Below are 20,574 nucleotides of genomic sequence, written 5' to 3'. Positions count from 1 at the left end.
GCCGGTCAGCCCAGGGCCACCAGGGCGGCGGGGTCCTCGGCTGGAAGGTCTCCATTGACCGTGGCTGTGACGCGGAGCTGGTTCAGCACCAGGCTGCCGCCCACGGTGGACAGGAACGCGGTGTCCGACGAGTCGCGGCCCGCCGTAATGCGCAGCATCGATTCCCGCGGGGCGAGCCCCGTGGGGTCGATGACGTGCCAAGCCCCGTCCACGTAGGCTTCGGCCACCGCATGGAAATCCATGGGGCTCAAACCGGGAGCGTACACGGCCGCCAGCCGTGCCGGGATGTCCTTGGACCGGAGCAGGGCGATGGCCAGGTGGGCGAAGTCGCGGCAGACACCACGGCGGCTGAGCAACGTTTCCACCGCGCCGTCGGTCCCGCGGGAGGAGCCGCTGATGTAGCGGAGTTCCCCGTTGACCCATTCGCGCACGGCGCGCAGCAGCTCCGCGCCGGAGAGGCCGGCGAATTCGGCGTAGGCCGTGGGCAGCAGCCGGTCCGACTCCGCGTAGCGGCTGGGACGCACGTAGCGGATCAGGTCTGCCAGCGACACCTCATCCGGCACGGCCCGCCCGGTGACGGTGGCCGAGTACTCCACGGTGACCTCCGACGGTTCGGCGAACTCCATGTAGTGGAACCGTCCGCCGTGGTGGTCGGCGACCTCCGTCAGCGGAACCTGTTCTCCCCCCGCCACCACCGAGAGCGATTCCTCGAACGAGTCGTACCCCGCATTCCTCGACGCTGCGATGGCCATGGCCACCTTGGTGTTGGCCACTGTGCGGAAGGCCAGGCGTGCGGAAACAGAGCGTTCCATGAATCTCCGGGGGTGTCGGCGTCGGAAAGCAGTGCCGCGCCCCAGCACCCTGTGGGGGCGGGCAGCGGGACTAGTTTTTGATCTCCAGTGACATTAGCATCCGCTGGACATTGGCAAAGTCCGCCCCGTCGCCGGCATACGCCGCTGCGTCCCCCAGGGTGTCAAAGGCTTTGGCCGGAGCGACTTTCTCGTCCGGGGCGAAGGCCCTCAGGTCCACCACGTCCCCGAACGACACGTCGCCCTTGCCCTCGGGTCCCCGAAGGATGTTGCGGAGGACGCAGGCCTGGTTGTCCGCTCCGCCCACCACATTCGTGAGTCCGTAGGAGCCGAAGAACCGGTAGCCCTGGATCACCCGGAACACGACGCGGGGCGGGATGGTGCCCGCCACCTGTCCCGCAGCCATGTCCGCGGGAACGCTGCTGATCACGGTGTAGGGCCGCCGGGAGCCGTCCGGGCAGTCGGCGGACGACGGCGGAAGTCCGGTCCGCAGCGCGGCCATGAAGGTGCCGTCGGGCTTCTTGACGTCAATTTTCAGTGCGCCCGGGAGGGTTCCGGCGTCGGGCTGGACGGACTGGGCCACCCAGTCCTGGGGAAGGTCGAAGCTCACGGTCCTGGCCGGGTCCGAGAACGTCTTCCAGGTGGCGGCCGTGGCTGCCGTCGACGCCACGGCCGGCGGCGAACCGGACGCGGGCGCCCCGTTGGAGGGAACCGCCCCGTCCGTGCCACCGGCGGGCGGGGAGGTTGACGGTCCGGCCTGGGCCGTCCATCCGGCTCCGCCGGACTGCGGGCTGCTGCAGCCGGCAAGGAGCACGGCGGCCACCGCCAGCGGGGCCGCAATCCGGCCACGTGCACTGCCCTTCCCCACGCCTGCCTGCCTGTCCATGCAGCAAGCGTAGCGCCGTGGCCCGCACCGGCCGGTCAGCCGGCGGGGCGTTTCCGGGGTGGCCCGCACCCAGTTGCCCTGCCCGCGAAAGCCGCCGTGCCGCCGTCGGACGTTCCGCCGTGACGGCCGACGGGTGCGGCTAGGCTGAAGCTATGGCGCACGGACAGCAGGAGACCAACCAGGGCAACACGGACCAGGACAATGTGGTGGGAATGTCCGCGCTGGACATCGCCGACTGGAGGCTGCGGACGTTCGCCCTCTACGACACCGTGCGCAGGATAGCTGCGGACAGCCCTGCGGAAGCGCATTCATACTGGCGCCACCAGCGGGACCTGATGTTCGCAACACACCCGGCGTCCGCGTTGACACCTGCGGCCAAGGCGCAGTTCTCCGGACTGAAAACTGCCGACTACGACCCCATTTACCGGTTCCACGTCCCGCTCACCAAGGAAGGCGCGGGCCGGGAGATGAGCGTGGAAACGGGCACGGACGGCGTGGTCAACTTCGTGCGGCTGGGCACCTTCGACCTGCCCGAGATGGGACAGCTGGCCGTCTGGAAGCTGCAGGGCTACGGCGGCGGCATCTTCGTGCCGTTCAGGGATGCGACCGCCGGCACGCCCGGCGGCACCTACGGAGCGGGCCGGTACCTGCTGGACACCATCAAGGGCGCCTTCCATGGCGTGAACGGATCCGGCCCGGACGCCACTTTTGTCCTTGACTTCAACTTTGCCTACAACCCGTCCTGCGCCTACAACGATGCGTGGGCGTGCCCCCTGCCCGGCCCCTCCAACCGGCTGGCCGTGGACATTCCGGCGGGCGAACTGTACTGATCCGGAGGGCATGAAAGCGGCGCCGCGCCGGTCCCCGGTCCAGCGGCACGGGCCGGGTGTGGCAGGGTGGACGGATGGACTCCACCACCGCAGCGCCTGCCGCAACAGCGACGCCGCAGGATCAGCGGCGTCCTGCCACGCTCCGGCGCCGGGGGATCTTCCGCTATCCCGTGGTCCGGCAGCTCGTGCGGTTCACCGGGGTGGGCGTCATCTGCACCGCAGCGTCCCTGGCGCTTTACGCCCTCTTGCGTCCCTGGATTGGCCCGCAACCGGCCAACGCGGTGGCCCTGGTCCTGACCTCCTTGCTGAACACTGCGCTGAACCGCCGCCTGACGTTCAAGATCAGCGGCGGGCAACGACGGATCAGGGACCACCTGAACGGTGTGGTGGTCATCCTGGTGGCGCTGGTCATCACCGGCGGCAGCCTGGGCGTCCTGCACTGGATCAACCCCGGCGCCACCGTGGCGGACGAGCTCCTGACCACCACGTTGTCCGGTTTCCTGGCCACCGCTGTCCGCTTCACGATGCTCCGGCACTGGATCTTCCGGAGGGCGCGGCACCGGTAATTCCGGCCGGGTCAGCCGGCGCCCAGCGACCGGACACCCGCCACCGCCGCGGCCACGGCGCGGCCTGCGGCGTCAAGTTCACCGGCTGTCACGGTGGGGCTGAAGCTGAAGCGGACCGCCGTTTGTGCCACTTCCCGGGGAATGCCCATCGCCGTCAGCACGGCGGACGGTTCATCCGACCCTGCGGCGCAGGCGGATCCGCTGGAGCACACCACGCCCTGGCGCTCGAGTTCCAGGAGCACTGACTCGCCGCTGGTGCCGGGGAAGCAGAAGGAAGCCACGGAAGGCAGCCGCTGTTCGGGGTGGCCGGTCAGGACCGCGTTGGGCACTCCGGCAAGGACGGCGCGGATGAAAGTGTCCCGGAGGGCGGTGACCCGTGCGGCCTGTTCCCGCTGCGATGCCGCGGCCAGGGCCAGGGCCGCTGCCAGGCCCACGGCTCCGGCCACGTTTTCCGTGCCCGACCGGCGGCCGCGCTCCTGGCCGCCGCCGTGAAGGAGCGGTTCCAGGCGGGTCCGGCCCTTCACGTACAGCACGCCGCAGCCTTTCGGTGCGCCAAGCTTATGTCCGGACAGGCTCAGGGCGTCCACTCCCAGGGCGGCGGTGTCGAGCGGAAGCCAGCCCGCTGCCTGGACGGCATCAGTGTGGAAGGGGATGCCGAGTCCGGCCGCAGCCGCCGCAAGGTCCGCGATGGACTGCAACGTGCCCACCTCGTTGTTGGCGTACATGATGCTGACCAGGGCTGTCTCCGGACGCAGCAGGCTGCGCAGTGCCTGGGGCGTCACGAGTCCTTGCCCGTCCACGGGCACCACATCAACCGTGAAACCGTGGAAGCGTTCGAGGTACCGCGCGGATTCCTCGACGGCGGGATGTTCGACGGCGGAGATCACCACCCGGTTCCGGGACGGGTCCGCGGCCTGCCGGGCAAGTGCGATGCCCTTGACGGCAAGGTTGTCAGCTTCGGTGCCGCCGGAGGTGAAGATGACCTCGCCCGGCCGGCAGCCGAGGGACCCGGCCACGGAGGACCGGGCGTCAGCGAGCGCGGTCGCTGCTGATTCCCCCAGCGTGTGGTGGCTGGAGGGGTTGCCGAAGTCGCCGGTCAGGAAGGGCCACATGGCTTCCAGCACTTCCCGGCGGACGGGGGTGGTGGCTGCGGCGTCCAGGAAGATCACAGGGTCACCCGATGCCCGGGTCCATGCTCAGTTCCACGTCCAGCCCGAGGTCCAGCGCCGCTACGGTGTGGGTAAGGGCTCCGACGGAGATGACATCCACGCCGGTGGCGGCGATGGCGGCGACGGTGCCGGCGTTCACGTTGCCGCTGGCCTCCACCTGCGCACGTCCGGCAACCAGGGCCACCCCGGCCTTCAGCTCGTCCAGGCTGAAATTGTCAAGCATGATGGTGTCCACCCCGGCGGCCAACACGGGCTCGATCTGGTCCATGCGGTCCACCTCCACTTCGAAGTGCGTGGTGTGACCCAGCTGGGCCTTGGCTGCCAGCAGGAGGTCCGTGAGCTTGGCGGAGTCGCCGCCGGTGATGACGGCCAGGTGGTTGTCCTTGGCCAGCACAGCGTCGGAGAGGCTGTAGCGGTGGTTGGCTCCCCCGCCGCAGCGCACGGCGAAACGTTCCAGGATCCGCAGGCCGGGAGTGGTTTTCCGGGTGTCGGCAATCCGTGCACGGGTGCCTTCGGTGAGCCGCACGAAGCCGGCGGTCGTGGTGGCGATCGCAGACATCCGCTGGACCAGGTTCAGCGCCACGCGTTCGGCCAGCAGCACCGAGCGTGCCGGTCCGCTGACCCGCGCCAGGTGCGTGCCGGCGTCGAACGCCTCCCCGTCCTGCACCAGGAGCTCCACGTCCGTGGCGGGGTCCACGAGCTGCATGGCGTCCCGGAAGACGGTGGCGCCGCTGAAGATGCCGGAAACGCGGGCGTTGAGGACCGCAGTGGCCCGGGCATCGGCCGGGATGAGGACCTGCGAGGTGATGTCCCCGGCGGGAGCATCCTCGGCGAAGGCACGCTCGAGGATATCCCGGACGGGGGCTGCCGGAAGGGTACCGGGGGCCGGCCGGGTACGGACCTGGTCGATGACGGCAGGGTCAGTCATGGGAGACGCTCGCTTTCGGCGGAAGGGGAAGGGTTTCGACGGGTTCATCGCTGCGGTGGTGGGCACCGAGGGAACCGCGCCGGTGCAGTGCCGCGGCCACCAGGAGCTGCGCGGCCAAAAGGAGGTTGCGGTCCTCGTGCGCGGCCGGGTCGCCTCCGGCGGGCACAGCACCGGGACGCACGACGGCGGCCCAGCGGTCCAGCGTCCGGCCCGCCTCACACAACAGTCCACCCGACCGCAGCACACCGGCCTTGGCAGTCATCAACGACCGAAGAGCCCCCCGCGAAAAGGGAGTATCCGGACCCCCACCTACGCCCCCGCCGAAGCTGACCAGCCGACTCCCGCGCGGCGCCTCCGGTTCGCGCGGCGCGCCTTCTAATACAGCAGAGACGGTCACCGCGCACTCAGCTTCTCGGGGCACCGATGCGGAAGCATGCGTCAAAGGGAGGCCGCCAGCGGCCGAGCTAGCATGCGGAGCATTGGTGCCCCGAGAAGGCACCCAGCCCGGCTCACCGGAGAGGAAGTCTTCAACAGCGCGGCGGCCAAAGACGAGCCCTTCGAGGAGGGAGTTGCTGGCCAGCCGGTTGGCGCCGTGGACGCCGGTGCAGGCCACTTCGCCGGCGGCGTAGAGGCCGGGGACGCTGGTCCGGCCGGAGAGGCCGGTGGCGACGCCGCCCATCCAGTAGTGGGCGGCGGGGGCCACCGGGACCAGGCCGGCGGTCCAGTCGATGCCGGCGGCGAGCGTGGCGTCGGTGATGGTGGGGAAACGCCTGCGGAGGAAGCCGGGACCGTGCACTTTCTCGATGGGCCGGGCATCGAGGTAGACGTGCCCGGCGGGATTGCCGAGCTTGGCCAGGTGCAGCGCGATGCTGCGGGAGACGACGTCGCGCGGTGCCAGTTCGGCGTCCGGGTGGTAGGCCTTCATGAAGCGCCGGCCGCCGGCGTCGACCAGGATGGCGCCTTCGCCGCGGACGGCTTCGGAAATCAGGAGTGGCCCGTCGAGCCTGGCGGCCTCCGTCCCGGCGAGGCAGGTGGGGTGGAACTGGAAGAACTCCAGGTCCGCCACGGCCGCTCCGGCGCGGACGGCGAGCGCCAGCCCATCGGCGGTGGCGACGGCGGGGTTGGTGGTTTGGGCGAAGAGCTGACCGGCTCCTCCGGTGGCCAGGAGGACGGCGTCCCCGTCAAGGCGGGACGTGGCGCCGTCGTGGAGGTACTCCAGGCCGGCCACCCGGGGCCCGTCGAGCACCAGGCTGGTGGCGCAGGCGCCGGCAAGGATGGTGAGGCGCCCGTCCGCTTCCGCCGCCAGGACCGAGCGGATGAGGGCCTCCGCCACCCGCGCACCGGTCGCGTCGCCGCCGGCGTGGAGGATGCGCGGCGCGCTGTGGGCCGCTTCGAGCCCAAGGGCGGGACCGCCGTCGTACCCGGTATCGAAGGTAACGCCGAAGCGCTGCAGCCCAGCAATGTCCTGCCGGGCTTCGGTGCAGAGCACCCTGACGGCGGCTTCGTTGCAGTGTCCGGCACCGGCGCGCAGGGTGTCCTGGATGTGCGCGGCCACGGTGTCGCCGGGCGCGGGGTCAGCCAGCACGGCCGAGATCCCGCCCTGGGCATACCAGGTGTTGCTCTGGCCAAGGCTGCCCTTGGTCAGCAGCACCACGTCCGCCCCCATGTCGGAGGCCAGAAGTGCGGCGTACAGTCCGGCGATGCCGCTGCCGGCAACGACGAGCCGCCGGTTCATCAGGGCCTCGCGGCGAGCATGCGCTCAAGTGCGGTGCGGGCGTTGGACTGGACCGCGTCGTCCACCGTGATGCGGTTGACGACGCGCCCGGCCACCAGTTCCTCCAGGACCCAGGCAAGGTAGCCGGGGTGGATCCTGTACATGGTGGAGCAGGGGCAGATCACCGGGTCCAGGCAGAAGATGGTGTGCTGCGGGTACTCGGCCGCGAGCCTGTTGACCATGTTGATCTCGGTGCCGATGGCGAAGGTGGTGGGCTCGGTGGCCGCCGCGATGGCCTTCTTGATGAAGTCGGTGGAACCGGCGGAATCGGCGGCGTCCACCACCTCCATGGGGCACTCGGGGTGCACGATCACCTGCACGCCGGGGTGCTCGGCGCGTGCCTGCTCGATCTGGGCCACGCTGAAGCGTTTGTGGACGGAGCAGAATCCGTGCCACAGGATGACGCGGGATTCCTGAAGCGCCCGCTCGTCGTTGCCGCCCAGGTCCTTTCGCGGGTTCCACAGGGGCATCCGCTCCAGCGGCACGCCCAGGGCCTTGGCGGTGTTGCGGCCCAGGTGCTGGTCGGGGAAGAACAGCACCCGCTGTGCCCGCTGGAAGGCCCACTCGAGCACGGTCCTGGCGTTGGACGAGGTGCAGACGATTCCGCCGTGTTCCCCGCAGAAGGCCTTGAGGGCTGCCGAGGAGTTCATGTAGGTGACCGGAATGACCGGAACCCGGCCGTCGGCGTCGGGCTCGGTGCCGAAGATCTCCTCCAGCTGTTCCCAGCATTCGGCCACCGAGTCGGCGTCGGCCATGTCCGCCATCGAGCAGCCGGCGGCGAGGTTGGGCAGGATGACCGCCTGCTCCGGCCTGGACAGGATGTCGGCGGTTTCGGCCATGAAGTGGACGCCGCAGAAGATGATGGCCTCGGCGTCGGGCCGGGTCAGGGCCGCGTTGGCGAGCTGGAAGGAGTCGCCCACGAAGTCAGCGTATTGGATGACCTCGTCGCGCTGGTAGAAGTGGCCCAGGATGACTGCCCGGTCCCCCAGGGCGGCCTTGGCGGCGGTGATGCGTTCAGCGAGCTCGGCGTCGGTGGCCAGCTTGTATTCCTCGGGCAGCTGTCGCTGGCGGGGCGTGGCGGCCGGGGCAACGTCGGCGCTGGAGGCTCCGGGTCCGTAGGCGGGGATGCCTGCCAGGGCTTCTGCCAGGTCGTAGTCCCACGGGCCCTGGGCGAGGGCCGGGCTGCAGGTGCTGCCGCGCGCGGCGCTGCCCTTTTCAGCCTGTTCGCGCGTGATCAGCTGGATGGCTGTGTTGACGCTGCTCATGGTGTGCTCCTGTTGTCTGGGTCGAGGCCGGGCCGGCCGGTGAAGCGGTAGAGGCGGGGCGGGCGGTGCTTGCCGCCCTGGAGGAATTCGTTGGTTTCTTCGATTTCGGGGGTGGCCTTGAGCTGGCGGCGGAAGTTGGCGGGATCCAACTGCCGGTCCAGGACGGCTTCATAGACTTCGCGGACCTGGGCCAGGGTGAAGTACTCACCCAGGAGGTGGTACGCCACGGACCCGTAGGCCAGCTTGTTCCGGAGCCGCCAGAGGGCGTAATCCACGATGGCATTGTGGTCGAAGGCGAGGTCGCCGAGCCGGTCTGCCCGGAACCACTTCACGTTTTCGGATTCGTCGGCGAGCGCCGCTTCCGTGGGCTGGACGAGGGCCCAGTACACGATGGACACCACCCGCTGCGTGGGGGAACGGTGCAGGCCGCCGAACGCGTAGAGCTGTTCAAGGTAGCTGGGGGCCAGGCCGGTGGTTTCCCGAAGGTTCCGTGAGGCCGCGTCCTGGAGCGATTCGCTGTGGGTGAGCGGGCCGCCCGGGAGCGCCCACATCCCCTTGAACGGCTCGCGGATGCGCCGTACCAGCGGGAGCCACAGCGTGGGCCGTCCGGACGATTCGCTGGGCCGCAGCGCAAAGATCACGGTGGAGATGGCCAGCGACGGCGGGGCGGCCTGGCGTTCGGAAACATTCGCCGAGGTGGAATACATGCCGAACACCGCCTTCCTTGCCGCCGGCGGCCCCTTGCCGGGGTGCCTCGGTAGTTATAGTCAATTTGACTAAAACTAATAATACGACCGGAGAGACGGCTTTGGGAAATGTGTCCGGACCTGGCAGGAAGCGGCCCCGGGGATCCGTGGTGACCGCAGCCCTCCGGAAGGGGGTACATTCAGAAGGTCCCACAGGGCACCTCCATCCACACCCCAAGAAGGTCCAACCGCACCATGACGTCGAAGTCCGCCCCGCCCCTCTCCGAACGCCACCTGGGACACACCCTCCGTCCCCGGCAGCTGACCATGATGGGACTGGGCAGCGCCATTGGCGCCGGGCTCTTCCTTGGCTCCGGCGCAGGCATACAGGCCGCCGGTCCCGCCGTGCTGGTGTCCTACCTGGTGGCGGGAACGCTCATCATCCTGGTGATGTGGGCCCTGGGCGAAATGGCCGCGGCCCAGCCCAACAGCGGAGCCTTTTCGGTCTACGCCGAACGGGCCCTGGGCAGGACCGCCGGGGCCACCATCGGCTGGCTGTGGTGGCTGCAGCTGGTGGTGGTGATTGCCGCCGAGGCCCTCGGTGCCGCCGGACTGCTGTACACCGTCTGGCCGGCGGTCCCCGTCTGGGCGTTGTCCTTGGCCTTCATGGTGCTCTTCACGGCCATCAACCTCGCCGGTGTCCGGAACTTCGGCGAGTTTGAGTTCTGGTTCGCCATCCTGAAGGTTGCCGCGATCGTGCTGTTCCTGGCTGTCGGCGCGGCCTTGCTCCTGGGCATCCTTCCGGATGTGGCCTCCCCCGGCCTGGCCAACCTCACCACCGACTTCGCGCCGCAGGGCCTGGGCGGCATCGCCGCGGCCCTGTTCGTGGTGATCTTCGCCTTCGGCGGCACGGAAATCGTCTCGGTGGCGGCGGCCGAAACCCAGGACCCGGAGCGCAGCGTCGGCAAGGCCATCCGCACTGTCGTCTGGCGCATCCTGGTCTTCTACATCGGCTCCGTCTTCGTGATCGCCGCCGTCCTCCCCGCCACTTCGGAAGGCCTGGCGTCCCCCTTTGCCGGGGTGCTGGACGCGGCCCGCATCCCCGGTGCGGCCACAGCGATCACGCTGGTCGCCGTCGTCGCCCTGCTGTCCGCGCTCAACGCCAACCTGTATGGCGCGTCCAGGATGGCTTATTCGCTTGCCCAGCGCGGCGAAGCGCCGCCCTTCCTGACCCGGCTCAGCGGCGCCGGGGTGCCCATGCTGGCGGTAGGCGTCTCCGTAGCCTTCGGTTTTGTTGCCACCGTCCTGGAACTGCTCTTCCCTGACCGGGTCCTTCCTGCCTTGTTCCAGCTCGTGGGCTCCACCTGCCTGGTGGTGTGGGGCAGCGCCCTGGTGTCCCAGTTGATCCTCCGGCGCCGGGCGGCACGGGAAGGCACCCCGCTGCCGCTCAAGATGAAAGGCTTCCCGGCCCTGACCATCCTGGGGCTGGTCCTGTTGGGGCTGATCTTCGTGGTCGGCTTCAGCGCCGAGGACAGCCGGGTCCAGCTTTTGAGCACCTTTGCGCTGATCGCCGGAATCGCCCTGGCCAGCGCCATCGGTGCCCGCGTCAGTGGCCGCCGGCAGCCCTCGCGGTGACGCGGACGTACCGGCCCGGCCGGTAGAGTGGTGCCTACCTTCGGCGGCCGGCGCAATCCCTGCGCCCAGGCCGCCCACCGTGTTCGAGTTGATGAGGACTGACACCATGAGCGGCAGGCACACCGGCCAACAGCAGGCGCACACCGTGGAGGGCACCGATCCACAAATGTTCGTAGCCGTGCACGACCCCGCCGACGACGCCGGCCTGCGGCCCGTGCTGCTGCTCCACGGCTTCTCTTCCTCGGGCAAGCTCAACTGGGAGGACACCGGGTGGGTGGCCGCCCTGCTGGAGGCCGGACGACGCGTGATCACCGTGGACCTGCCCGGCCACGGCCGCAGCGGTGCTCCCGAGGACCGCGATTCCTACTCCCCCAGCCGCATCCGCGCGGACCTGCTGCAGGCCGCGTTCGACGCCGGCGCGCGGCCCCTGCACGAGGGCGACCCTTCCAGCGGACTGGACATCGTGGGGTACTCTCTGGGGTCCCGCCTCGCCTGGGAGTTCGCCTCGACGCAGCCCGAACTGGTGCACCGCCTGGTCCTGGGCGGCCCCAACATCTCCGACCCGCTGGCCGAATTCGACCTGCGGGCCGCGCAGGACTACCTGGCGGACGGGACGCCGATCGCCGACGAGTCCACCGCCCGCCTGCTGAAGATGGCGCAACTGCTGCCCACGAACAACATTTTCGCCCTGCTCACCCTCGTGGAAGCCATTAAGGATGAGCCGTACGATCCCGCCGAAGCGGTACCCCACGTTCCGATGCTCCTGGTGGCCGGGGACCAGGACGAACGGCTGGGCAGCCTCCCCAAACTCGCCGAACTGGCCAACAGTGCCGGCGCCATGGCCGAACAGCTGGTCCTGCCCGGCCGCAACCACACCAACGCCGTGACCAGCCGGGCCTTCAAACAGGCCGCCATCACGTTCCTTTCGGTTTGACCGGCCCGGCGCCGGCCGGGCCCGCCAAGGCAAAAAGGCCGGCGCCTCCTGCCCGTCGTCGGCGGTAGGCTGGAAACAGAGGGCCGTATGAGCCTGGAGGGGCAGATGGGTACGCGATTCGAGGACCGGACCGAGGCGGGAGAACGCCTGGCTGCCGTGCTGCCGCAGTTCAGGGAACGGCCCAACACCGTGGTGCTTGGCCTGGCCCGCGGCGGGATACCGGTGGCCGCCGCCGTGGCCAAGGCCCTATACCTCCCCCTGGGGGCCGTCCTGGTCCGCAAACTGGGCATACCGGGCCTTGAGGAGACAGCCTACGGCGCCCTGGCCTGGGACCGCGGGCGCACTGTCCGGCTGATCAACAAACCGCTCCTGGACCGGGTGCTCGAGCACGGCGTCCGGCGCGAATGGCTGGACGGGGTCGAGGAACGGGAACGTGCCGAACTCCTGCGCCGTGCCGCGCTCTACCCCGGCGCGTCGCTGAACCTTGCCGGCAAGACAGTCCTGCTCGTCGACGACGGGCTCGCCACCGGCGCCACCATGCGTGCCGCCGTCGAAGCGGTCCGCGAAGGGGGCGCGGCTGTGGTGGCGGCCGCCGCTCCGGTGGGGTCCATCGACGCCGAGGCCTCCGTGGAACGCGTGTGTGACGCCGTCTTCTGCCTGCACGTTCCGGGAAAGTTCCGGGCGGTGGGCAGCTTCTACCGCCATTTCGAGCAGCTGACGGACGACGACGCCATCAGCTACCTGACCCCATGAGGCGGCGGGCCGGACCGCTGTGGTCCGGCCCGCCGTCGTGGATTCCTGCGGGGCTCCCCTGCCGGCTTCCGCCGTCGGGGCGGTGCCTAGTGGTGGCTGCTGACGCCCAGCGGACGCCCCTTGGTCTCCTTGGCGAGGATGACGCCGATGGCCGAGATGACGCACAGCACCATGATGTAGATGCCGATGGACCCGGCCCACTTGGTGCTCTGCAGCAGGGACTCGGCGATGGTGGCCGCGAAGGCACCGCCCAGGATGGCACCGAATGCGTAGCCGATGGAGATGCCGGAGTAGCGGACGTTGGCGGGGAACATCTCCGCATACATGGCTGACATCGGGCCGTAGGAGAGCCCGAGCCCCACGGTCAGCACGAACAGGGCCACGCCGTAGAGCCAGATGTTCCTGGTGTCGATCAGGGCGAACATGGGCAGCATCCAGGCGAAGACGATGGCGTAGCCGATCAGGAAGGTCTTGACGCGGCCGATCCGGTCGGAGAGCCAGCCGCCCACCAGCGTGAAGATGAGCCAGCCGAAGGACGCGAGCGTGGTGGCCAGCAGGACCTGCGGGGTGGGCATCTTCAGGGTGCGGGTGGCGTAGGAGATGAAGAACGCGATCAGCAGGTAGCCGGCCGCGTTGTTGCCGATGAAGATGAGCGTGGAGTAGAGCACGGGCCGCTTGTGGCTGCGGATGAGTTCACCCAGCGGTGCCTTGCTTTCCTTCTTGCGCAGGGCCATCTCCTGGAAGACCGGGCTCTCCGCCACGGCGCGCCGGATCAGGTAGCCCACCACGATCAGGACGATGGACAGCAGGAACGGAACGCGCCAGCCCCAGGCGGCGAAGTCTTCCTTGGACATGCTGCTGTTGAGGAAGAAGAGCAGGCCGGTGGCCAGGATCATGCCGACAGGGACGCCGATCTGCGGATAGGCGCCGAACAGTCCGCGCTTGTTCAGCGGCGCATGCTCGACAGCCATCAGCGCCGCACCGCCCCACTCGCCACCAGCGGAGAATCCCTGGATGACGCGCAGCAGGATGAGCAGGACCGGCGCCCAGGCGCCGATCTGTGCGTACGTGGGGAGCATGCCAATCAGTGCCGTGGCAGCACCCATCATGACCAGGGTGAACACCAGCATTGCCTTGCGGCCGAGCCGGTCCCCCAGGTGGCCCGCGATCACGGCGCCAAGCGGCCGGAAGAGGAAGCTGATGCCGATGAGCGCGAAGGACAGGATCTGCGCCAGGCCGGGATTGGACTCGTTGAGCGGAGCCAGGAACAGCGGGGACAGCAGCGTTGCCGTCAGCTGGGCAAAGATAAAGAAGTCGTACCACTCGATCGTGGTGCCGACGAGGGTGCCGGCGAGGACCTTGCGTTCCTCCCGCCGCGTGCTGGGTCCGGAGAGCGTATCCACCTGGGAAGGTGAGGTCATTGAAACTCCATTGTTTATTGGGCAGCAATGCCACCCGACGCCTTCATAATTACCGACAGAACGGTCAGTTAGTTAGTAGGGTACTACGGATTTGTGATGCGGAACACGGATCCAGCCGACTTATCAGATCACCCGCGAGGGAATCAGTTCTATATTCGAATCGCAAGTTCGTAATGAGGACATTAGCGCGTAGGGTGTGATGAGACAAGGGTCACTCCCGGAGCTCCCACCTAGGATGGACAGCATGACTCCTCCAGCAGCAGCCAAGGCTGAGGCGGCCCCGCAGGCTTCTCCCTCCCAGACCCTTTCGCGCGGCATCCGTGCCCTCGAGATCCTCGCGGCCGCCCCGGGCCCGCTGACGATCGCCGAACTGGCCGAGGCCATGGGAGTGCACCGCTCGGTGGCCTACCGCATCCTGCGCACCCTGGAGGACCATTCCCTGCTGGTCCGCGACGATGCGGGCCGGGTCCAGCCCGGGCCCGGCCTGGCGGTCCTTGCCCGCGGAGTGTCCCGGAACCTGCAAAGTGCCGCCCTTCCCGAGCTCACCCAACTGGCCAATTCGCTGGACATGACCGCGTTCGTGGCGGTGTGGGACCACCATGACTGCATCACGCTTGTCACGGTGGAACCGCGCCACTCCGGAGCTTCCGTGGCCCAACGGCCCGGTACCCGCCACCCCATCAACGCCGGGGCGCCCGGCATTGCCATCCAGTCCGCCCTCACGGAAGCCGAATGGGACCGGCTGGGAACCGGCATCCCGTACCGGCCCGAGGCGCAGAAGGCCCGCGAGCGGGGCTACTCGGCCAGCCACGACGAGGTCATCGCCGGCGTTTCCTCCCTGGCCGCCCCGGTCCGGGTTCCCGGCGGGCGTCCGGCAGCCCTTGCTGTCGTCTACATCCGCTCCACCCAGGACCCTGAAACGGTGGGTGCGGCCATCAGGGACAGCGCGGCCAGGATCCAGGCCCAGCTGGCCTGACCGCCCCTTCCCCCGCCGCGGCCCCGGTCAGGCCAGGGCGTCGGTGCGGCGCCTCCGCAGCACGACGGCGGCAGCTGCACCCAGCAGCGCCAAGGCCAGTGCTGCCGCGATCGGCACCAGGAACGCCGCGTGGTGGCCGCCGTCCTGCGCGAGGTGGCCGCCGATGGAAGAACCCAGCGCCGTGCCGGCCACGATCCCGCTGGCCAGCGCGGTCATGACCGTGCCCAGCCGCCCGGAGGGCGCCAGCACCCCGCCCACCGTGAACACCGTCACCATCACCGGGCCCACCGGTATCCCCAGGATGAGCAGGACCACCACCATCGAGGTGAGCGAACCCGGCAGCAGGAGCAGCGCTGCCAGCAGTGCCATCAGCCCTGCAGACACCGCCCAGCGCCAGGCAAGGGCGAAGGTGCGCGGCCAGTAGGCCACCGACAGTGCAGCGGCCGCGGAGCTGAGGCCCATCGCCGCGTACAGCAGGCCGGCGATCTCGGAACCGGCCAGCGTGGCAGAAAACGAACTCAGGGCTGCCTGGGTGGAGCCGAAGAACGTTCCCATGCACACCATGGCGACTACGGGCAGGGCGACGGCGGCGGGGAACTTCCGGCCGCGGCCCCTAATTCCCGCTGCCTTCCGGGCGGCGGGCCGGACGGCACGGTGGGTAGGGTGCACGGCGAAGGCCGGCACCAGGACCACCGTCATGGCGGCAGCCACCGCCAGGGGCAGCCAGGGTGCCACCAGGCTGGCCAGGATCCCCACCAGCGCCGGTCCCAGCACGAACGTGATCTCGTCTGCCGTGCTTTCGTAGGACAATGCCGTGTCAAGGTCGCGGGACGTGTTCTCCGCGGGTTCGCGTGCCACCAGGGCCATCCACCGGACACGGGCCAGCGGGCCTACCTGCGGCGAACTGGCTCCGGCAACCAGTGCAGCAGCCAGGACAGCGCCGACGGGTCCGCCTGACGTTCCGGCTGCCGCGGCTGCCAGGATCAGGGCGGCCACGGCAATGGTGTTGACGACGGCGGCCGCCAGCAGCACGGGCCGTTGGCCCCGCCGGTCGGCCAGGGAGCCCAGCACCGGGGCGCCCAGTGCCGACCCGATTCCCACCGCCCCTGCTGCTGTCCCGCCGGCGGCGTAGGACCCGCTGACGGAGGTGACCATGGTGAGCGTGCCCACCGTCAGCATGGCCAGCGGAAGCCGGGCCAGCAGTCCAAGGGGGATGAAGCTTCGTCCCGCCAGCAGCGGAAGCCGGGCAAACCGTCCGGTGTTGGTGCGGGCAGCGGCGTCGGAGGCGTCAGGCCGGGGTACGGAGACGGCTGCGGAAGGCTGCGGGGCGGGAGACGTTGAAGAAGGGGTATGTGAAGTCAATTCCGGGCTCGTTCGTAGCGTGCGCATCGTCCCTCCTCCCGATGCGCGCAACCCGGTAACCCAGCCATTCTACGCCGTGCCCTGCACATGGCACGTCCGGCGCAGGCGGGTACCGGCGCAGCGGCCGGCTCAGAGCCTGCACCGTCCGGGCGGCGGGAATCAGGCGGCCTGGCCCCGCCCGGGTCAGGCCGCCGGATCCGCTGTCTCGGAGATCCGGAGTGTTGATCCGTTCCGCCGCTTGATCACTTGCAGCTGGGTACCGATCCGCTGCTTCATTCCGCCCACATGGCTGACCAGTCCCACCACGCGCCCGCCGTCCCGCAACCCTTCCAGGGCGTCCATCACCTGTTCCAGCGCCTGTTCGTCCAGGCTGCCGAAGCCTTCGTCCACGAACAGGGTCTCGATTTCGACTCCCCCGGCCTCCTGCTGCACGACGTCGGCGAGGCCCAGCGCCAGCGACAGGGAAGCCATGAAGGATTCTCCGCCGGACAGGGTGGAGGTGTCGCGCCGGTACCCTGTCCACTGGTCCACGACTTCCAGCCCCAGCCCGGACTTCGCACCGCGAGCGGCCTTGGCGTCGGTGTGCTGCAGCAGGTACCTGCCGTCGCTCATCGCCACGAGCCGCTCGGACGCGGCGATGGCCACCTGTTCCAGCCGGGCCGCCAGGACGTAGCTGTTCAAGCTCATCCGGTATGTGTTCTCACCGCGCCCGGCAGCGGCGTCAGCCAGTCCGGCGAGCATCTGCGCCCGTTCCGCCGGTTCCCTGGCCGACCCCGCCAGGGTTTCGTACTCCTTGCCGATGGCCGCCAGGGAGGCCAGGCACCGGGACGCCAGGCCAGCGGCAAGATCCGCCTGGCGCGCCTGCTCGCGCGCGCCGGCGGCTTGCTCTTCGAGGACGGCAAGACGGGAATCGTCTGGTTCAAACCCTTCCGACTGTTCGTCCAGGGCACGGACGATGTCCTCCGCCGCGAGCAGTTCCCTGACCCTTGCGGCTTCATCCTGCCCGGCACGCACCTCGGCCTGGAGCCGGGCGGCCTCGGCACTGCCGAGCAATTGCAGCCGTGCTTCCTCGTCCGTGCTGAAGCCTGCCCCGGGCAGTGCCTCACCCAGTTGCGCCTGGGCCTCTGCGGCCCGGGCAACGGCTGCGTCCAGCAACTCCTGCGCCTCGACGGCCTTGTCCAGTACTGACACGGAGCCCTCCAATGCCTTCAGCCGCCGGGCGAGGGTGGGGTGCCCGGCCCGGAGCCCCGCCAAGGCCTCGTCCAAAGCCTGGGCCTGGCCGGCGACTTCGGCCAGCGACGATTCCGCCTGAACCAGGCGGGACTCGGCTGTGGCGCGTGCGTCCGCGGTTTCTGTGATGGCTTGGTCGATGGATTCCAGCTGCCGGCGGATTCCGGCAAGTTCGGCTGCCGCCTGGTCAGCTTCCGCAGCCGCGGTGCGGGCCAGGACGGCAGCGGCCTGGGCTTCCTCTTCGGGGGTGTCGCCGCCCTGTCCGGCCAGCACCGCGACCTGCTGCCCGGCTTCAGCCAGCTCGGCACCCACGCGGGTAAAGGCGTCATCGGCGGCTTCGTACGCCTGGTGCGCCGCGTCCTCCGCCTGGGCGAGGCCTGGACCACCTGTCCCGCCCGCTGCCGGCGCCGGGTGGTCCACGCTTCCGCAGACCGCACACGGCTCCCCTGCCGCGAGCTTGGCGGCGAGCTCGGCCGCTGCGTTGCTGAGGCGCTCCTCCCGCAGGTCCAGCCATTGCTGTTTGGCTTCCAGCATGACTGCTTTGGCGGTGTCGCAGCGACGCTGCACGCCAGCCCGGGCCGTGACGGCCGCCCGGTGGCGCCGTACCACGTCCAGCAGTTCCGCTGCCGCTGCCGCTTCCTTGCTGCGGAGTGCCGCGGCGCCGGCAAGCTGCTCCAGCGGGGCAACAGCCGCCTCAAGCTCTGTCCGTTGGCTGTTGAGGCCGGTGCTGCGGGCCTTCAATTCAGCGACGGCGGACGTCAGTTCCACCTGCTGCCCTGCAAGGTCGCTGTGCCTCCGGTGCAGCGCCTTCAGCCGGTCTTCGTCGGGCAGCCGTGCCTCGACGACGGCCAGCAATGAGCGAAGCCGCCCCAGTTCGTCCGCCGCGGAGGACGGGACAGCCGACGCGACGGCCGCGCGCTGCGGCCCGGCGCCCGGTGCCGGGCCGGCGGAACCGGACACGTCCGGGCCGTTGTCCGGGCTGCCGTCCGGGCTGCCGTCCGGGACATCCAGCCCGGGGTCCACGTCCAGGGCCGCGAGTTCAGGGTCCTGGGCCGCCGCCAGCCGAAGGAACGCGAGCGCCGATTCAGCACCCCTGGCTGCCGCCTGGACCTTGCTGTTGGCGGCATCGACGTTCTTCAACAGGCCTTCCAGGACCTCGGCCTGGCGGTGGCGGGACAGGCGTTCGGCCAACTCCTCGAGGCGGGGTGCTGCCTGCAGGACGGCTTCCTGCCGTTCCCGTGCTGCCTGCAGCCGGCGCCGCCGCTCCCTGCGACCGGTTTCCTGTTCCACAGCGAGGGCCCGTTCACGCCGGACTTCCTCCGTTGCTTCCATGGCAGCGGTCAGTTCCTCCAGCCGCCGTTCCACGGCGGCGTGCATCCAGTCCAGCCGTGTTTGTGCGTCCCCGGCCGGCGGAGGCCCCTCCGACGGCAGGTCCACGGCGGCCGCTTCCGCTTCGGCCCGGGCAGTGAGGAGTTCAAGCTGGGCCGCCACGGCAGCCACGTCCTCGCGGGCGGCCTGCGCCTGGCGGGACAGTTCCTGTTCCACTGCTTCATAGCGCTGCGTCCCGAAAAGTTTCTGCAGCAGGTCCAGCCGGTCAGTGGCCTTGGAGCGCAGGAAGGCGGCAAAGTCACCCTGCGGCAGCATCACCACGCGGGTGAACTGCTCGCGGTCCATGCCCAGCACGGCGGTGATTTCGGCGCCGGCTTCATCGTTGCGCGCCGACTTTTCGACCCAGGCCCCGTCCGTGCGTTCCCGCAGGAGCGTCTTGGCCTGCTGGAGGGTGAAGCCCTTTTTGCCACGAAGGCTTGGCTTGTCCCATGCGGGTGACCGGGTGACTTCGAAGCGGCGGCCCTGGGCGGAGAATTCGAGGGTGACCGACGGTTCCCGGGCGGGGTCGGCGTGATCGCTCCGCAGGCGTTTGCCGTCCTGCCTCGCGCCGGGAACGGAGCCGTACAGTGCAAAGCAGATGGCATCCAGGACGCTGGTCTTGCCCGCTCCGGTGGGCCCGTTGAGGAGGAAGAGCCCGTGCCCGCTGAGCTCATCGAAGTCGATGTCCTCGGTTCCTGCAAACGGCCCGAATCCGGATATGAGAAGGCGGTGGATCCTCATTGTGCTGCCTCCTGCAGGCGGACGTTCTCCAGCGCAGCGGCGAGCGCGGCCCGTTCGGCCTCGTCTGCGGCGCGGCCGCGGACGTGCTCCAGGAAGCCGCAGCAAACCGCGAGGTCGTCCGGCGCCTGGGCAAGCCTGCTGCTGTAGGTGGCGGACGCTGCCGCCGGGCCGCCCTCGGGATCGAAGCCCAGCACCAGGGTGTCCGGGAACCGGGTCCGGAGCCGCTCCATGGCGCGGGCGGGCCGCTGGTGATCGGTCAAGGTGACCTGGCAGTAGGCGGTTTCCGCCCAGGCATGGTCGGCTGACTCCAGCAGATCATCCAGGGTTCCCCTCAGGACGGCCAGGAGGTGCGGTGCCTCCCAGTGGAGTTCCTCCACGCCCGTAACGCCCTCGGGGCCCAGGTCCACCAGCCACGCGCCCTTCCGGTGGCCTGCTTCCGAGAAGGAATACGCCAACGGCGAGCCGGAATACCTGACGCCCGGCGCGAGCGACTGGCGGCCGTGCAGGTGGCCCAGCGCCGTGTAGTCGAAACCGTCGAACAGGTCCAGCGGGACCGCTCCCACGCCGCCGATGCTGATGTCGCGTTCACTGTCGGAGCTGATGCCTCCACTGGCGAAGGTGTGCGCCAGCACCACGGAGCGGACCACGGCAGAACCGGAGCGGCGTTCGATGTCCGCACGGATCATTGCGGTGGCGGCCCGCGTCACGTCGAAATGGGTGGCGGATTCGACGCCCAGCTGTTCGGCCACGAGCCGCGGTTCCAGCCAGGGCATGCCGTAGATGGCGGCCACGGCGTCCTGTGCGGCGCCGTCCTTGCCAAGCGGCAGCACCAGAGGCTGGTCCAGGTCCGGCACTCGGGTTCGAAGGTGGACTCCGCCGCGCTCCAGCAGCCGGGCAGCGAAGCCCAGCCGGATGGCGGAGTCGTGGTTTCCGCTGGTGAGGACCACCTGCGCCCCGGCGGACGTAATTCCCACCAGCGCCTCATCCAGCAGCCGGACAACGTCCACACCCGGCAGGGCACGGTCGTAGACGTCGCCGGCGATCAGGACAACGTCCACCCCGTGCCGGGTAACAGCCGCGATGAGCTGGTTGACGAAATCACGCTGGGCTTCCAGGAGGCCCACTCCGTGGAAGGACCGGCCCAAGTGCCAGTCCGAGGTATGAAGTAACCGCATGATTCCACGTTATCGGCTGCCACTGACAGTGCCGGCCACCGCTGCCACGGCGGCCGGCGGCAGGAC

The 20,574-nt window shown here is 69.6% G+C and carries 17 protein-coding genes; 6 read left to right on the top strand and 11 right to left on the bottom strand.

Features of this window, described 5'->3' with window-relative positions; translation table 11 throughout:
* Positions 1-5: 5 nt before the first annotated feature.
* Both AS031_RS04235 and AS031_RS04230 read right to left on the bottom strand, forming a co-directional pair.
* The gene (locus AS031_RS04235) at positions 6-812 is read right to left on the bottom strand and encodes a transglutaminase-like domain-containing protein (RefSeq protein WP_058266837.1); all 807 of its coding nucleotides are present in this window, start codon (positions 810-812) and stop codon (positions 6-8) included.
* 70 nt (positions 813-882) lie between these two features.
* A complete protein-coding gene (locus tag AS031_RS04230; protein ID WP_058266836.1) occupies positions 883-1,695 on the bottom strand; it encodes a hypothetical protein in 813 nt (270 codons plus the stop codon).
* A gap of 152 nt (positions 1,696-1,847) precedes the next feature.
* Here AS031_RS04230 and AS031_RS04225 point away from each other — a divergent pair, with 152 nt between their 5' ends.
* Positions 1,848-2,525, top strand: a complete 678-nt coding sequence (locus AS031_RS04225) for a DUF1684 domain-containing protein (RefSeq protein ID WP_058266835.1) — start codon at positions 1,848-1,850, stop codon at positions 2,523-2,525.
* Between the two features lie 74 nt (positions 2,526-2,599).
* Positions 2,600-3,091, top strand: coding sequence for a GtrA family protein (locus AS031_RS04220; protein ID WP_058266834.1), 492 nt, complete (start codon positions 2,600-2,602; stop codon positions 3,089-3,091).
* Between the two features lie 11 nt (positions 3,092-3,102).
* On the opposite strand, the gene AS031_RS04215 is transcribed toward AS031_RS04220, so the two are convergent.
* Genes AS031_RS04215 through AS031_RS04195 form a run of 5 tightly spaced genes read right to left on the bottom strand, consistent with a single transcriptional unit; the run spans position 3,103 to position 8,934 of the window.
* Positions 3,103-4,260: a cysteine desulfurase family protein gene (locus AS031_RS04215; protein WP_058266833.1), complete on the bottom strand. Its 1,158-nt coding sequence runs from the start codon at positions 4,258-4,260 to the stop codon at positions 3,103-3,105.
* Between the two features lie 4 nt (positions 4,261-4,264).
* Positions 4,265-5,188, bottom strand: coding sequence for a carboxylating nicotinate-nucleotide diphosphorylase (gene nadC, locus AS031_RS04210; protein WP_058266832.1), 924 nt, complete (start codon positions 5,186-5,188; stop codon positions 4,265-4,267).
* A complete protein-coding gene (gene nadB, locus AS031_RS04205) occupies positions 5,181-6,923 on the bottom strand; it encodes an L-aspartate oxidase (RefSeq protein WP_058266831.1) in 1,743 nt (580 codons plus the stop codon). Before nadB ends, nadC begins: the two co-directional genes overlap by 8 nt.
* On the bottom strand, positions 6,923-8,227 hold the full coding sequence (nadA, locus tag AS031_RS04200) for a quinolinate synthase NadA (RefSeq protein ID WP_058266830.1): 1,305 nt from the start codon (positions 8,225-8,227) through the stop codon (positions 6,923-6,925). The genes nadB and nadA overlap by 1 nt, the downstream gene beginning before the upstream one ends.
* Positions 8,224-8,934 carry an NUDIX hydrolase gene (locus AS031_RS04195; protein ID WP_058266985.1) on the bottom strand — a complete coding sequence of 237 codons (711 nt, stop codon included), beginning with the start codon at positions 8,932-8,934 and terminating at the stop codon, positions 8,224-8,226. Before AS031_RS04195 ends, nadA begins: the two co-directional genes overlap by 4 nt.
* A 234-nt stretch (positions 8,935-9,168) precedes the next feature.
* Between AS031_RS04195 and AS031_RS04190 the strand changes: the two genes are divergently transcribed.
* From AS031_RS04190 to AS031_RS04180, 3 genes are all read left to right on the top strand, one after another.
* Positions 9,169-10,548, top strand: a complete 1,380-nt coding sequence (locus AS031_RS04190; RefSeq protein WP_058266829.1) for an amino acid permease — start codon at positions 9,169-9,171, stop codon at positions 10,546-10,548.
* A 106-nt stretch (positions 10,549-10,654) separates the two neighbouring features.
* Entirely contained in the window at positions 10,655-11,482 is an 828-nt protein-coding gene (locus tag AS031_RS04185; protein WP_058266828.1) for an alpha/beta fold hydrolase, read from the top strand.
* A 105-nt stretch (positions 11,483-11,587) separates the two neighbouring features.
* The gene (locus AS031_RS04180; protein ID WP_176716496.1) at positions 11,588-12,235 is read left to right on the top strand and encodes a phosphoribosyltransferase; all 648 of its coding nucleotides are present in this window, start codon (positions 11,588-11,590) and stop codon (positions 12,233-12,235) included.
* Positions 12,236-12,321: 86 nt separating this feature from the next.
* On the opposite strand, the gene AS031_RS04175 is transcribed toward AS031_RS04180, so the two are convergent.
* Positions 12,322-13,656, bottom strand: coding sequence for an MFS transporter (locus tag AS031_RS04175; protein ID WP_058266826.1), 1,335 nt, complete (start codon positions 13,654-13,656; stop codon positions 12,322-12,324).
* A 244-nt stretch (positions 13,657-13,900) separates the two neighbouring features.
* Between AS031_RS04175 and AS031_RS04170 the strand changes: the two genes are divergently transcribed.
* Complete coding sequence (locus tag AS031_RS04170) at positions 13,901-14,632, top strand: IclR family transcriptional regulator (protein WP_058266984.1); 732 nt, start codon at positions 13,901-13,903, stop codon at positions 14,630-14,632.
* Positions 14,633-14,659: 27 nt separating this feature from the next.
* Here AS031_RS04170 and AS031_RS04165 read toward each other — a convergent pair whose 3' ends face one another.
* The 3 genes from AS031_RS04165 to AS031_RS04155 all read right to left on the bottom strand — a co-directional run bounded on the left by AS031_RS04165 (position 14,660) and on the right by AS031_RS04155 (position 20,508).
* Entirely contained in the window at positions 14,660-15,994 is a 1,335-nt protein-coding gene (locus AS031_RS04165) for an MFS transporter (RefSeq protein ID WP_058266825.1), read from the bottom strand.
* A gap of 183 nt (positions 15,995-16,177) precedes the next feature.
* Complete coding sequence (locus tag AS031_RS04160; protein WP_058266824.1) at positions 16,178-19,333, bottom strand: AAA family ATPase; 3,156 nt, start codon at positions 19,331-19,333, stop codon at positions 16,178-16,180.
* A complete protein-coding gene (locus AS031_RS04155; protein WP_058266823.1) occupies positions 19,330-20,508 on the bottom strand; it encodes an exonuclease SbcCD subunit D in 1,179 nt (392 codons plus the stop codon). Before AS031_RS04155 ends, AS031_RS04160 begins: the two co-directional genes overlap by 4 nt.
* Between the last annotated feature and the right edge of the window lie 66 nt (positions 20,509-20,574).

The sequence above is a fragment of the Pseudarthrobacter enclensis genome (assembly GCF_001457025.1).
Lineage (GTDB): Bacteria > Actinomycetota > Actinomycetes > Actinomycetales > Micrococcaceae > Arthrobacter > Arthrobacter enclensis.
This window is presented reverse-complemented; position numbering and strand designations above follow the sequence as displayed.

Excerpts from the sequence above, each read along its gene's own strand:
- AS031_RS04190 (WP_058266829.1), top strand. The coding sequence starts at position 9,169 with ATGACGTCGAAGTCCGCCCCGCCCCTCTCCGAACGCCACCTGGGACAC.
- AS031_RS04180 (WP_176716496.1), top strand. The coding sequence starts at position 11,588 with ATGGGTACGCGATTCGAGGACCGGACCGAGGCGGGAGAACGCCTGGCT.
- AS031_RS04195 (WP_058266985.1), bottom strand. The coding sequence starts at position 8,934 with ATGTATTCCACCTCGGCGAATGTTTCCGAACGCCAGGCCGCCCCGCCG.
- AS031_RS04235 (WP_058266837.1), bottom strand. The coding sequence starts at position 812 with ATGGAACGCTCTGTTTCCGCACGCCTGGCCTTCCGCACAGTGGCCAAC.
- nadB (WP_058266831.1), bottom strand. The coding sequence starts at position 6,923 with ATGAACCGGCGGCTCGTCGTTGCCGGCAGCGGCATCGCCGGACTGTAC.
- AS031_RS04170 (WP_058266984.1), top strand. The coding sequence starts at position 13,901 with ATGACTCCTCCAGCAGCAGCCAAGGCTGAGGCGGCCCCGCAGGCTTCT.
- AS031_RS04155 (WP_058266823.1), bottom strand. The coding sequence starts at position 20,508 with ATGCGGTTACTTCATACCTCGGACTGGCACTTGGGCCGGTCCTTCCAC.
- AS031_RS04175 (WP_058266826.1), bottom strand. The coding sequence starts at position 13,656 with ATGACCTCACCTTCCCAGGTGGATACGCTCTCCGGACCCAGCACGCGG.
- nadC (WP_058266832.1), bottom strand. The coding sequence starts at position 5,188 with ATGACTGACCCTGCCGTCATCGACCAGGTCCGTACCCGGCCGGCCCCC.
- AS031_RS04185 (WP_058266828.1), top strand. The coding sequence starts at position 10,655 with ATGAGCGGCAGGCACACCGGCCAACAGCAGGCGCACACCGTGGAGGGC.
- nadA (WP_058266830.1), bottom strand. The coding sequence starts at position 8,227 with ATGAGCAGCGTCAACACAGCCATCCAGCTGATCACGCGCGAACAGGCT.
- AS031_RS04160 (WP_058266824.1), bottom strand. The coding sequence starts at position 19,333 with ATGAGGATCCACCGCCTTCTCATATCCGGATTCGGGCCGTTTGCAGGA.
- AS031_RS04225 (WP_058266835.1), top strand. The coding sequence starts at position 1,848 with ATGGCGCACGGACAGCAGGAGACCAACCAGGGCAACACGGACCAGGAC.
- AS031_RS04220 (WP_058266834.1), top strand. The coding sequence starts at position 2,600 with ATGGACTCCACCACCGCAGCGCCTGCCGCAACAGCGACGCCGCAGGAT.
- AS031_RS04230 (WP_058266836.1), bottom strand. The coding sequence starts at position 1,695 with ATGGACAGGCAGGCAGGCGTGGGGAAGGGCAGTGCACGTGGCCGGATT.